This is a genomic window from Orbus sasakiae, assembly GCF_039542345.1.
Taxonomy (GTDB): domain Bacteria; phylum Pseudomonadota; class Gammaproteobacteria; order Enterobacterales; family Orbaceae; genus Orbus; species Orbus sasakiae.
This window is the reverse complement of the sequence record NZ_BAABHY010000003.1, coordinates 32,167-45,578: the sequence shown is the minus strand read 5'-3', so window position 1 is coordinate 45,578 and position 13,412 is coordinate 32,167. Positions and strand designations below refer to the sequence as shown.

Here is a 13,412-nt window from a genome sequence, read left to right as displayed (position 1 = left end):
CTTATTTTTGGCTATGCGGCTATTTTTCTTCTTAGTGAATATCTCTATCGAAACATCTACAATATACCGACCATTCGCCATTTATCTGAAGCCTATATAATCAATGTATCATTTGTGTTATTTATGGTTTTTGTAAAATATCGTTTTACAAAAATCATTATTTGGCTATTTTTCACCATAAGTATTATAGCGAACAACATTCATTACGAAGTATATAAAAGTTGGATAAATTCAACAAATTACCTACTCATGTTTATAGAGCTAGATGAAGTCAGTGCAGCAGGTAATAGCATGCTCGCTAAATTGTTCATTCCAACAATCTGGGGGATAATAGAATCATTACTGTTTGCTTCGATAGCATTTGTTATCAAGCCGAAAAAAGGTTATAGATTAGTTGATACCGTGTTTATACTGTTATTGGTTTTTATTTGTGTTCGCTCGTTTTATACAACACAACAACACGGAATTTCACCTAATCCTGATTATAGCCGCCTAAAAGCAAATTATTTTACACTGGGTCATTTTATCGGGCGAATTATACCTTATTACTGTATTGACCTAAGTGATGTGCCAACGTACTCAATTGATGAGCCGAATGTAGAATCACCACCGAAAATTAAAAATATTATTTTTGTCGTTGGTGAAAGTCAAAATATTAATAATATGGGTGTTTTCGGCTATCATAGAGATACTACGCCTTTTCTTTCGTACTTGGATCAATACAACACTCAAGCTGTTATAAAACCAACAATTTCTGGCGCAGTCATGACAGCAATCTCGTTACCAACTTTATTTAATGCAATAGAGAAACCAAATGGCTCACTACAAATATCTAAAGGGACAACAAACTTATTCTATCTTGCTAAAAAACAGGGATACAATACCCAATTCTATTCTGCTCAAGCAGAAAATCAGATGATGATAATGAATATTATTGGTCTACGTTGGATTGATAAATTGGTGTTTCCAACTGAGCTTGGCTATAAAAAATCAGACAATATGCCTGATAGCTACTTGATCAATTATTTAAAAGAAGTCAATTTAAATAGTTCTCAGCCTAATTTTATCATTTTACACCAACGAGGTTCACACGTACCTTATGGCACATTACTTAATGATGACGATCGTGTTTTTGGAACAGAAACAATTATTGATAAATATGACAACACAATTCATAAAACGGATCAAATATTGCAATCGATTTATGATTATTTAAATAGTACTGGTAAAAATGATTGGATATTAGTCTTTACTTCTGATCATGGTCAAAATGTCAGCAATGAAACATTTAATCATGGCCAATTTACCGCTTCAAGCTATACTGTTCCAACATTGATTTATTCACCAAATTATCACATTCAATCTAATATCAAAGAGCAATTAGACAAATGTAATGTGCTTTACCACCAACAAATATCAACATTATTGATATCCTTAATGGGTTATGATCGACCAATGTCCGATTGCAAAATAGGCTATGTGAATGGTAATTTACTCACAGGAGACAGCGGTTATCTTGAAATTAATCAACAGACAGGTGAAATTAAAAATATACAATAATCTATGATGGAAAATTATTCGATTTTCATATCATAGTTATGATAGAATTTTTGACTTATATTTCATTAAATTATGTTATCAGAGCATGTTGTGAAGCTAACAGAACAATTACAAACGCTATATCATCATATTATGGCTTTACTTCCTGACACATTAATTATGCATGGGCAACTGATCACGGTGTCCATGCTTTTGCTAGCTGTCATTATTCTCTTTTCTTTTAGTAAAATAAGAATGGATGTCATTGCAATCTTAGCAATCACCGCCATTATTATGACTGGTGTATTATCCCCCACAGAGGCGCTATCTGGTTTTAGTGATCCAAATATTGTACTGATTGCTTTGCTGTTTATTATTGGTGAAAGTTTAGTTCGAACGGGCATCTCTTTCCAAATGAGCGAATACATTCTAAAAATCGCGGGTAAAAATGATATCAGAATCATTGTGCTCATTATGCTCAGTGTTGCATTACTTGGGTCGGTCATGAGTTCAACCGGAGTTGTCGCCATTTTTATTCCGGTAGTCATCAGTATTGCATCGCGCTCGGGGATTCACGTTAAAAAGTTGATGATGCCACTGTGTATTGCAGCGCTCATTAGTGGAATGATGACGTTAGTTGCAACAGCGCCTAACTTGGTGGTCAACAGTGAACTTGAACGCGCCAATATTACAGAATTTGGGTTTTTCTCAATTACCCCAATTGGCATCGGCGTCTTATTGATTGGTTTAATTTATTGCATTATTAGTCGAAATTGGCTCATTTCGCCAAAACAAGCGCAACAAGCACAGCAATCACCATCAAGACGAAAAATAACCGATCTGATTCGTGATTATAAATTGACTGGCCGCGCCCATCGCGCACAAATTTTGACTGGCTCACCACTGATTGGTCGTACCTTAAACTCATTACATTTGCGTAGTCAGCAAGGCGTTAATGTCATTGGTATCGAACGTTGGCGTAAATTTCGTAAAGTGTTAATTCCTGTTAATGGCGCAACGGAGTTTATTGAAAATGATGTGTTACTTCTTGATTTTGCGCATTCAGAAGCTGATTATCGCCAATTTTTAACTACAAATTCACTTGAGCCAAAAGTCCTAAGAGGTGAATACTTCTCTGATCAGGTTAAAGAAGTCGGTATGGCAGAGGTCGCATTGCTTCCTGAATCATCCCTGTATGGCAAAACATTAAATGAAATTGATTTTCGTAGTCAGTATTTTTTAACGGTAATTGGTATCTGGCGTAACCATACTGCTTTAGAGACAGACAACTTATTTGAAGAGAAACTGGAAGTCAGTGATACGTTATTAGTATGTGGTGACTGGGGATCGATTCGTAAATTACAAACGCGAACGAATGATTTTGTTGTGTTAGATTTCCCTGCTGATATTGATGATGTTGCACCAGCTAGTTCACAAGCCATTCCGGCATTAATAAATTTAGCAATCATGATCGTTTTGATGGTTAGCGGCATTGTCCCCAATGTTGTTGCGGCACTGATAGCTTGTTTGCTCATGGGCATCACGCGTTGCATTGATATGACAAGTGCTTATAAATCGATCCATTGGCCAAGTTTAATTTTGATTATTGGTATGATGCCTTTCGCCTTAGCGCTCAACAAAACGGGCGGGATAGCATTAGTTTCCGAGTTATTAAAAAGCCATCTCTATAGTTATGGACCTTATATTGTTCTTACCTTTATTTTTTTACTGTGTTCGTTTGTTGGCCTATTTTTAACCAACACCGCAACCGCCATTTTAATTGCACCCATCGCGATTAATATTGCCTTAGATTTTGGTTATTCACCTTATCCATTTGCAATGACCGTTGCTATCGCGACTTCAGCATCTTTTATTACCCCTGTCTCATCCCCTGTTAAAACAATGATTGTCGCACCAGGAGGATATAGTTTTATGGACTTTGTCAAAGTCGGTATTCCATTAACAATTTTAGTCTTACTGGTGGACTTATTATTAGTCCCCGTATTTTTCCCTTTTTAGTTATCAAGATGAAACGACAGCATCCAACTCGCGTCGTTTAGCGTGTTGCATCAACAAAAACCAAAAGCCATTTAAAATACCGACAGGAATCACAATAAAACAAAAAAGGAAACATGCCGCAATACCAAATATGACATTAACCATCAAAAATATGCCTATATCAGCTACGCTAAATAGTTCCACCGAACTCGTTTGTAAATAGGTTACGACACCAACAAAAAAACCACCGCAAAATGTAATGATAAAGCAGCATAATAGCGAAATAAGAAATAAGCTAATTACCCCGCGCAAATAATACCTACTTTTATAAAAGACAATATAAAAGGTGAGCGAGCACAAGCACGAAAAAATACTGCCAGAGATTAAAAATGAGCTATCCCATTGATGCCAAGTTTGCATATTAAGAACACCAAAATAGGTAAAAAAAGCGTTGCCAGCAATTAAATTAAGTATCAAGCCAATAATAAATAGCGGTTTTGTGGATAAATTCATGCCTTCCACCCTTTAATAAAGATTAGCGTCATAAATTACGTTATACTACCATTATATTAACTCAGTAAAAATCGCGAGAATAACCATGTCCTTGACACCAAACAATCAACCATTAAAAATTATCTTCGCTGGCACACCTGATTTTGCGGCTAAACATTTACAAGCGTTAATCGATTCACCACATGATGTCATAGCGGTGTTCACCCAACCGGATCGTCCTGCTGGTCGCGGGAATAAAGTAACGGCAAGTCCCGTTAAACAATTGGCAATACAGCATAATATCGACGTTTATCAACCACAAACATTAAAAAAAGAAGAAAACCAACATACTATCGCAAAGCTTAATGCTGACATTATGATTGTCGTTGCTTATGGCCTGATTTTACCACAAGCGGTATTAGATATGCCAAAGCTCGGGTGTTTAAATGTTCATGGCTCACTGCTACCGCGCTGGCGCGGCGCAGCTCCGATTCAACGAGCTTGTTGGGCAGGAGACAAGCAAACCGGCGTGACCATTATGCAAATGGATGCAGGCCTCGATACAGGTGACATGCTTTTAAAAGCAAGCTGTGAAATTGAGACTGATGATACAAGCGCAACACTGTACGATAAGCTTGCCAAATTGGGGCCAGATGCTTTATTACAGACCTTAGATTTAATTAGCAAAGGACACGCTCAACCACAAAAGCAAGATGAATCACTTGTCACTTATGCTGAAAAATTATCGAAACATGAAGCCAAACTTGATTGGAACTTGTCTGCCGAACAATTGGAACGCTGTATTCGTGCGTTCAATCCTTGGCCTGTTAGTTATTTTGAAATAGAAGGTGAACCAGTTAAAGTATGGCAAGGCAATGTCATTGCACAAGCCACTAACCAAATACCGGGCACAATTTTACAAGCCGATAAGTCAGGTATTCAAATTGCGACAAAAATGGGCATTTTAAACTTAACACAGCTACAACCTGCGGGTAAAAAACCTATGTCAGCACAAGATATATTAAATTCTCGAAAAGCTTGGTTTACCGTTGGACGTATCTTATAAAGAAGTATTTTTCGTTATTTTTTTATCATAACCTATGATTATAGTGTAAAAAAATAATCAGCATAGTGATATCAATTTTAATTAACTATTGAGTTATCAAGTAAAGGCAGACAAATCCATGTCTGCTTGAGCTAAGCAGGTCTTTATAAAAAAACTAAATCCACAAATATACCCCTTTATGATGACATTTATTTGCGCTCACATCATTCCTCCCATAAAATGCGTGCTCGATTTTTAGATGAATGTAAATAAACCGAATAAAAGGTTCTTTGAATGAATGCTGTTGTGATTGCTGTTATGTGCATGTTGATTTTATCGCTATGCCGAGTCCATGTTGTAATTAGCCTGATTATTGGTGCTTTTGTCGGTGGACTCTGTAGCCATTTAAGTTTAAGCGAGACCATAACGGCATTTAATAATGGAATCAGCAATGGCGCAAATATTGCCCTATCTTACGCAATGCTAGGCGCCTTTGCTGTCGCAATTTCTAAATCAGGGTTACCTGAACTGTTAGCAGATAAAGCGATTAAACAGCTCAGCTCAAGTGGCGCAAAACAACGGATAAAGTGGACATTAATTATTGTCATAGGGTTAGTCAGTATTTCATCGCAAAACCTTATTCCAATCCATATTGCTTTTATCCCATTATTAATCCCACCACTACTTTATGTCATGTCACGCTTACAGTTAAACCGCCGGATGATTGCCTGTATTATGACGTTTGGTTTAGTCACACCTTATATGTTTTTACCTGTTGGGTTTGGTAATATCTTTTTAAATCAAATCTTATTAAAAAATATCACGGCATCGGGCATGGATGTGAGTCATGTTAATGTCATGCATGCAATGGCGATCCCTGCGTTTGGTATGTTCGTAGGATTATTATGGGCAATTTTTGTAAGTTATCGTAAACCAAGACAATATGAGCTTATCCACCATAATAACTTTCAAAATCAACCCCTTGTTATTAGTAAAAAAGCACTTATTGTCTCTCTGTTGGCAATTATTCTCTCTTTTCTTGTTCAACTATCAACAGGTTCAATGATTCTTGGTGCATTGGTAGGATTTATCTGTTTTATTGGCTCTGGCACGATAAAATGGGGTGAGGCCGATGGCGTATTTACTGATGGGATAAAAATGATGGCAATGATTGGCTTTGTCATGATTTCAGCTCAAGGGTTCGCCGAAGTCTTAAAAGCAACACATGAAATCGAACCTTTAGTTATACAGAGTTCGACATTATTTGCGGGTAATAAGATCGTCGCAGCGTTTATGATGATGTTGATTGGTTTAATCATTACTTTGGGTATCGGTTCTTCATTTTCAACCATACCAGTTATCGCCGCAATCTATGTTCCGCTTTGTGTTCAGCTAGGTTTTTCACCGATGGCGACCGTATGTTTAATTGGCGCATCGGGCGCAATTGGTGATGCAGGTTCCCCCCCTTCTGACACTATATTAGCAACAACTGCTGGACTTAATGCTGATGGGCAACATGACCACATCCGAGATAGTGTGATTCCAACCTTCTTACATTTTAATGTACCACTCTTTTTTGCTGGTTGGTTAGGATCGCTCATTTTATAATGACCCTAAATAAAAAACTTTACAGCATAATCGATTAGGTTATGCTTATTTCTATTCACGACTAAGATAAAAATCCAATGACATCACAAACGACATCGCGTACCACATCATATAATCTCCGAGCGCTTTGTGCTCAAATCATTTTTGATGTTATCGAAAAAGGCAATTCATTAAGTACTGCAATGATAACTTACAGTAAGCAAGTCGCAGATAAAGATCGAGCTTTAATGCAAGAAATTAGCTTTGGCGTAATGCGAGTGTTGCCTGAATTGGAGTTTTATGTCCAGTCATTAATGGACAAAGTCTTTACCGGTAAAAACCGTCAAATTCATTATGTATTACTCGTTGGTATTTATCAAATCGTGTACACCAGAATTCCACACCATGCAGTGGCAAGCGAAACCGTTAATGCCGTTTTGAGTTTCAAAAAACCACAACTAAAAGGGGTTGTAAATGGCGTATTACGTTCATTTTTGAGACAACAAACACCATTAAAGACACAATTTGAACAACAGGGTAATATACAATTACACCCGAATTGGTTTGTTAAACGTATCAAAGAAGCATATCCGCAAAATTGGCCAATGATTATTGATGCAAATAATCAACGCCCACCAATGTGGCTGCGGGTTAATCAACAACATCATACGACAGAACAATATCGACATTTATTACACCAAAATAGTATTGAATCGATAAGTGACCAAAACTTGACAAGCGCTATCTGTTTAGTCGATCCTGTACCGGTAAATAAGCTACCAGAATTTGAGCAAGGCTCTGTAACCGTGCAAGATCTCTCTGCACAGTATGCGGCCTATTTACTCGCACCACAAAATGGGGAAACCATTCTAGATTTATGTGCTGCACCTGGTGGGAAAACAACGCACATCTTAGAAATTGCGCCACAAGCAGCGGTACTGGCGGTAGATATTGACCCACAACGCGTTAAACGCATCAATGAAAATTTATCTCGCTTGAGACTCCATGCCACAGTCAAAGTAGGTGATGGAACCAAACCAGAAGAATGGTGTGATGGCCAGCAATTTGACCGTATTTTATTAGATGCACCATGTTCAGCTACTGGGGTTATTCGCCGTCATCCCGATATTAAATGGCTAAGACGTGATAGTGATATTGATGAATTAGCAAAATTGCAATATCAAATTTTAAACCAAATTTGGCCTTATTTAAAACCAAATGGCATTTTAGTTTATGCGACATGTTCCATTTTACCGAATGAAAATACTGCACAAATTTCACGCTTTTTACTGCATCAAACTGATGCAAAACTCATTGGTGATACCATGCAGTTCTTACCGACAGAGAAAGGCGGTGATGGATTCTTTTATGCCAAATTACAAAAAAATTAAACAATTTATGCGCTTTTGATGCGTGTTCTATATTGAGTATAATGAATAGGCTTTCAATGAATGGTAATATTTGCTGAAAACCAATTTTATTAAGTCTATTATGAACTTATTATCACACCGCTATTTTAGCTTATCTATTACACTACTGACCTGCTTATTAGCCTTACTCAGTAGTTTTTTATTAGATTATGATGTTTTATTTCGCTTTGTTGATGAAGGTGGTTTTATTGAAACCTTAACATTGCTGTTTTACTTAGTTGCCGCCCTATTTGCCTTATGCTATCCACTCAAGATTATTCGTTTACCCTCAAGAATAGCAATTGCCATTTTAATGTTAGCAATGCTAGCAAGAGAGGCGGATTTACATAAAATTTTTGGCATGAGCATGCTAAAAATTAAATTCTGGTTGACGGATCAATCAACTGTATGCCATAAAATTTTAGCTGCATTGATCTTACTATTTTTAATTTTTGCACTGTATACACTCATTCGCCATTCTGCTAAACGTTGGTTATCTGATCTCAAACAGGGGCAAAACTATGCTGTGACTCTTTTTATCTTTTTTATAGTATTGATTATGTCTAAACTGATTGATCGCTCTGTCAATATGGTTCATGAAATTACAGGCTGGATGGCACCAACTTGGCTTATTGCTATTCAGCTACCGCAAGAAGAATACCTCGAGTGCTTACTGCCACTATTGATTATTGTTGCGATAATACAATATGTGAATAATAATAAAATGAAAGTGAATATAGAATAAGTCGCGTTATGCAAATTACTGTTCGTTTATATTTTATAACAATAATGCTGTTATCCTTAAATGGTTGCTCGGCCATTTTAGGCTATCAAGAAGGACTTGACCATTATGAACAACAGCTAAATAGTCGTGATTGCAACTATGAGTCAATTGATGAGCAAATTAAAAGCGACCCACTTTTATGGAATTTAAATGGTGGCGCTTTAGCTCGCCAGTGTGGTGATTATCAAAAAAGTATTGAATATTTCGATATAGCCGAAGCCATTTTTAAACAACAAGAACTTGCTCTAGCGATCAGTTCTGCTGGTCATTCTATTGGTTCGATTTTTATTAATAATAATATTAATGAATACCAAGGTGAAAACTACGAAAAAATCATGATGAATGTCTATAAAGGACTTAACTTTATGTCCTTACAAGACTTTGATAATGCAAGGGTAGAATTTAACCGTGTACTAGATAGGCAACGCCGTGCTGCCGAGTTTTTTGAAAAAGAAATTGCAGAGGCCTATCACGTTTATAATCGTTCACAATATATGCAAGATATTCGTCAACCGATTGCTGCAAACCAACAAATACAGACTTACCGCGGTGATATTGCACCAGAGCAAGTATATCCCAATTTTATCAACCCTTTTGCAACTTACATAAGTGGCTTATTCTTCTATTTAGATAACGATTATACGAAGGCTCGCGACTTATTTAAGCAAACAGCAAGAATGTTACCGAAGGACAATCAGGTCCAACAAGATTTAAAGCTAACAGAACAAAGTCAGCTAAGAAAACAACACTATGTATGGCTAATTTATGAAAATGGACAAGGCATGATTAAACGTGCTTTTACTTATCATTTTCCATCATATTTATTTACCAACAATGTTGTTACAACGGATATTAGTTTACCAACTATCTATAAACGCACAGCATCTTATCCCTACTTATTACTTAATAAACAAGCAACAACTGAAATGACAAGCATGGATAATATCGTGCAGCAAGAATTTAATAAAAAGTTACCCGCAATCATGACGGAAGCAATGCTCAATATGATTGCCAAGTCAGCGATACAATATGCACTCGAAAAAAATCTCGAAGACTATGGTGGTAAATGGTGGGGCTTTTTATACCAATTAGCAACCGATACGGCGGATGTAAGGCAATGGCGAGCAATGCCAAAGAGCTTACAAGTTGCACGAACCGATTTAACCGATAAACCCTTAACAATTTATAAACCTGATGGAAGCGTATTGACACAAATTGACTCACTACAAACTGATCGTGATGCTATTATTTACATTAAATCAAATATCGTGGATCATTATACAATTCATCTTATCCAAAAAAGCACAAATAACCATTAATGAGGCTTATATGACTAATTTAGTTAACTCTTTCAAAAAAATCAGTGTGATCATTGCATTAGGATTCGCAATAACCCTTACTGGTTGTTCATCCAATGTCGAATATGTCACTGATGATAATGCAGATGACGCCATCAGCTTTGGCTTAGATAGTCAGGATTTTGAACGCGCTGCACAGGAGTCGCTAAATTCACTATTAGCCAGTAATGCATTGAATAAACCTGGTGGTGGGCGTTATGTTGTTGCTATCGGTAAAGTGGTCAATGACACAACCATGCGAATTGATACCGACATGTTAATCAAAAAAATTCGTATCGGTATGTTACAATCAGGAAAAGCGGTCATCACAACAGCGATAGCAGGCAACAGCAATAATGTTGATGATTTAATTTATGATGTACGTGAACTACGCGGTAATGATGAATTTAAACAAGATACCATTGCGGGCAAAGGCACATTATATGCGCCCGATTTTTCATTAACCGGTAAAATTCTACAACGAATTGCTCGTACGGGTAAAAACAAACAATTGGTTGAATACTACTTACAATTAACCTTAACGGATATTAAAAGTGGTCTGGCTTATTGGGAAAATGAAAGTACGGTACGTAAGCTAGGTAGTAACAAATCAACGGCTTGGTAAATTGATAAGGAATCTGTCATGAATAAACTGACAACATTAAGTTTAGGTATTATTTCGGTCATCACGTTATCTGCTTGTAGTTCACAGGCGGATAATCACCATAAAACCGATACTCATACAACTAACGAAATAAACCAATCTGTTGAAATTCAAAGTCATTATGAAAATGGTTTAGGTGAAACACAAATTGAGCGCTATAAAATGGCCGTATTGCCTGCGCAAATCGATTTGACGACCCAAAATACCTTTCCAATTTCACCAAGTGGCTTATCTAATACGTTATCACATGAAATCGTTACCGCATTATATGAAACTCATCGTTTTGATATTTTAGCAAGTGATGCTACTGCAAGACATGATGAGGCGACAAGTGCCCCAGTGACCACCGCTGATTTTTATCTACAAAGTACGCTAAACCAACTTGATACACAAGAAACGGTTCGTATTTTAAAAGCAACAGGCCAAGGTGTCGAAGAAAAAACGGTTTCAGCAACCGTGCTATACCAAATTATTGATGTAAAAAGTAATAAAATTGTGTTTAGCCGTTCATTACGTTACCAATTAAAAAGTACGACAAATAATGAAACCTTTAGCACAACAATTAATAACACATTAAAATCAATTGCTGATCTCATGAAAAATGAAATTATCAATGAGATCTATCCGATCCGAATTCTCGCTAATGAAAATCATGAAATCATGCTAGATCACCCTCTACCAATGGGTTCACAATGTGATGTGATGCGTTTAGGTAAAAAAGTGAAAGATGTCTATACCGATAGCCTATTAGGTTATGAACAAAATATTGTTGGTAAACTCTTTATTACTCATAGTAGTTCAGTGCTTGCTTATGGTGAAATGCTAAGTGGGGAAGCAAACAAAGGTGATATCTGTAAACCGACCGCGTCAACAACAATTGTCGCACCGGAATTGATTAAACGCACAGAACAAGGTGGCGTAATCTTGCCTTTTGATTAGATTTTAAACGATAAGCATTGGTGTAGTGTCGTATCGGCGCTGCAATTTATCAATCCCATTTTAGTCAGTCATGGTAGATATGCAAAAATTCATTTTAACAATCAGTAAATTCATCATTTTTTCAATAATGATGCAAACAGCTATCTATTGCTATGCTGATGATAAGGCTAAACTTGAACCTTATCTACCACTTTTACCAAAAGGAACTGATTTATCAATCTTGGTGCAAACCGTAGAAAAAACCCCAACCACATTAATCGCTTATCAAAACGATCAGTTTAAACAACCTGCAAGTGTACAAAAACTTGTCACCGCCTTAGCTGCAGAACTACAACTTGGTTCTAATTTCCGATTTATGACGCGCTTTCAGACTAATGGTAAAATCAGTGACAAGCAACTTAAAGGTGATTTAATTATCCAAATGAGCGGCGATCCTACATTTACCCGTAAACAATTGAATGAAATGCTGACAGTACTTAAACTTAAGGGCATTGATAAAATTACGGGTAACATTGTCATTGATACCTCTATCTTTATGGGTCATGATAAGGCTTCTGGTTGGTCATGGAACAATCTAACGGCTTGCTATAATACAAAACCGGCTGCGATTATTATTGATGATAACTGCTTTTATGCAGGGGTTTTACCTGCTAAAAAAATTGGAGATAAAGCGACAACGTCTGTCTCATCACTGTACCCGGTTAGTATCACCAGTCATATTCGAACAATTAGCAACTATTCAGACTCATTAGAAGACAAATATTGTGAGCTTGATATGGTACCTATTGTTAATAACCAATACTTTCTCACTGGCTGCGTTAAGCAAAGTAGTAAAAAAAGTTATTTTAAATTTGCTGTAAACGATAGTTTTGATTACTTCGCCGCTATTTTAAGAACTGAATTAGCGCAAAAAAAGATTAAGTTAAATGGTAAAATTATCGAAAGTAAAAATACAATTACGACCTCGTTGGCACCGTTAGCGATCAACCAATCAGCCCCATTGTCAGAGCTATTAACGATTATGCTAAAAAAATCAAATAATCTGATTGCAGACACAGTATTTAGAACCATTGGCGCTCACTACTTTAATATTCCAGGTAGTTGGCGTAATTCCAGTGATGCGGTAAAGTTAATTTTGCGTGAAAAAGCCGGAATTGATTTAGAAAATGCCGTCATTGCGGATGGTTCCGGCCTATCACGCCTTAATCTTATTGATGCCAATAAGCTCATGCAAATATTACAATACATTGCGGCGAATAACGATACATTACATATGATTGAGATGTTGCCCATTGCGGGCGTTGATGGTACCTTGCAATACCGTAAAAGTTTTTCTAACAATGAACTTAAATCCATTGTTTATGCAAAAACAGGCTATTTAGAAGGTAACTATAATTTAGCGGGTTTCATCAAATTGAAAGAAGATAACTATATTGCCTTTATTCAGTTTATTTCAGGCTATAACCATGTCAGTGATAATAGTGATGAGCCAAAAAATACAGCCATTATTGAATTTGAAAAGGCACTTTATCATGGTTTTATCAAACCATAACAAAACAAATAATAATCCGTTTTGTTTATCGTAATTTGGTGATTATGCTACCTTAATGATACGGTA

The 13,412-nt window shown here is 36.5% G+C and carries 11 protein-coding genes; 10 read left to right on the top strand and 1 reads right to left on the bottom strand.

Features of this window, described 5'->3' with window-relative positions; genetic code table 11:
* Positions 1 to 249 precede the first annotated feature (249 nt).
* Both ABEA36_RS08775 and ABEA36_RS08770 read left to right on the top strand, forming a co-directional pair.
* Positions 250 to 1,560 carry a phosphoethanolamine transferase gene (locus tag ABEA36_RS08775; RefSeq protein WP_345491171.1) on the top strand — a complete coding sequence of 437 codons (1,311 nt, stop codon included), beginning with the start codon at positions 250 to 252 and terminating at the stop codon, positions 1,558 to 1,560.
* 132 nt (positions 1,561 to 1,692) lie between these two features.
* A complete protein-coding gene (locus tag ABEA36_RS08770; protein ID WP_345491360.1) occupies positions 1,693 to 3,558 on the top strand; it encodes an SLC13 family permease in 1,866 nt (621 codons plus the stop codon).
* A gap of 3 nt (positions 3,559 to 3,561) precedes the next feature.
* On the opposite strand, the gene ABEA36_RS08765 is transcribed toward ABEA36_RS08770, so the two are convergent.
* On the bottom strand, positions 3,562 to 4,050 hold the full coding sequence (locus ABEA36_RS08765; RefSeq protein WP_345491169.1) for a hypothetical protein: 489 nt from the start codon (positions 4,048 to 4,050) through the stop codon (positions 3,562 to 3,564).
* Positions 4,051 to 4,135: 85 nt separating this feature from the next.
* Here ABEA36_RS08765 and fmt point away from each other — a divergent pair, with 85 nt between their 5' ends.
* From fmt to dacB, 8 genes are all read left to right on the top strand, one after another.
* A complete protein-coding gene (gene fmt, locus ABEA36_RS08760) occupies positions 4,136 to 5,095 on the top strand; it encodes a methionyl-tRNA formyltransferase (protein WP_345491167.1) in 960 nt (319 codons plus the stop codon).
* Between the two features lie 273 nt (positions 5,096 to 5,368).
* Complete coding sequence (locus ABEA36_RS08755; protein WP_345491165.1) at positions 5,369 to 6,682, top strand: Na+/H+ antiporter family protein; 1,314 nt, start codon at positions 5,369 to 5,371, stop codon at positions 6,680 to 6,682.
* A gap of 77 nt (positions 6,683 to 6,759) precedes the next feature.
* Positions 6,760 to 8,052, top strand: a complete 1,293-nt coding sequence (rsmB, locus tag ABEA36_RS08750) for a 16S rRNA (cytosine(967)-C(5))-methyltransferase RsmB (protein ID WP_345491163.1) — start codon at positions 6,760 to 6,762, stop codon at positions 8,050 to 8,052.
* A 100-nt stretch (positions 8,053 to 8,152) separates the two neighbouring features.
* Positions 8,153 to 8,815: a hypothetical protein gene (locus tag ABEA36_RS08745; protein ID WP_345491161.1), complete on the top strand. Its 663-nt coding sequence runs from the start codon at positions 8,153 to 8,155 to the stop codon at positions 8,813 to 8,815.
* A gap of 8 nt (positions 8,816 to 8,823) precedes the next feature.
* Entirely contained in the window at positions 8,824 to 10,173 is a 1,350-nt protein-coding gene (locus ABEA36_RS08740) for a COG3014 family protein (RefSeq protein ID WP_345491159.1), read from the top strand.
* A gap of 10 nt (positions 10,174 to 10,183) precedes the next feature.
* Entirely contained in the window at positions 10,184 to 10,816 is a 633-nt protein-coding gene (gene lpoB / locus ABEA36_RS08735; protein ID WP_345491157.1) for a penicillin-binding protein activator LpoB, read from the top strand.
* 18 nt (positions 10,817 to 10,834) lie between these two features.
* Positions 10,835 to 11,794, top strand: coding sequence for a hypothetical protein (locus ABEA36_RS08730; protein ID WP_345491155.1), 960 nt, complete (start codon positions 10,835 to 10,837; stop codon positions 11,792 to 11,794).
* 79 nt (positions 11,795 to 11,873) lie between these two features.
* A complete protein-coding gene (gene dacB / locus ABEA36_RS08725) occupies positions 11,874 to 13,346 on the top strand; it encodes a serine-type D-Ala-D-Ala carboxypeptidase (RefSeq protein WP_345491153.1) in 1,473 nt (490 codons plus the stop codon).
* Positions 13,347 to 13,412: the final 66 nt, after the last annotated feature.

Bases quoted from the DNA above. Each gene is read 5' to 3' on its own strand.
- ABEA36_RS08765 (WP_345491169.1), bottom strand. From the start codon at position 4,050: ATGAATTTATCCACAAAACCGCTATTTATTATTGGCTTGATACTTAAT.
- ABEA36_RS08740 (WP_345491159.1), top strand. From the start codon at position 8,824: ATGCAAATTACTGTTCGTTTATATTTTATAACAATAATGCTGTTATCC.
- ABEA36_RS08755 (WP_345491165.1), top strand. From the start codon at position 5,369: ATGAATGCTGTTGTGATTGCTGTTATGTGCATGTTGATTTTATCGCTA.
- ABEA36_RS08745 (WP_345491161.1), top strand. From the start codon at position 8,153: ATGAACTTATTATCACACCGCTATTTTAGCTTATCTATTACACTACTG.
- lpoB (WP_345491157.1), top strand. From the start codon at position 10,184: ATGACTAATTTAGTTAACTCTTTCAAAAAAATCAGTGTGATCATTGCA.
- rsmB (WP_345491163.1), top strand. From the start codon at position 6,760: ATGACATCACAAACGACATCGCGTACCACATCATATAATCTCCGAGCG.
- ABEA36_RS08775 (WP_345491171.1), top strand. From the start codon at position 250: ATGTTTATAGAGCTAGATGAAGTCAGTGCAGCAGGTAATAGCATGCTC.
- dacB (WP_345491153.1), top strand. From the start codon at position 11,874: ATGCAAAAATTCATTTTAACAATCAGTAAATTCATCATTTTTTCAATA.
- ABEA36_RS08730 (WP_345491155.1), top strand. From the start codon at position 10,835: ATGAATAAACTGACAACATTAAGTTTAGGTATTATTTCGGTCATCACG.
- fmt (WP_345491167.1), top strand. From the start codon at position 4,136: ATGTCCTTGACACCAAACAATCAACCATTAAAAATTATCTTCGCTGGC.
- ABEA36_RS08770 (WP_345491360.1), top strand. From the start codon at position 1,693: ATGGCTTTACTTCCTGACACATTAATTATGCATGGGCAACTGATCACG.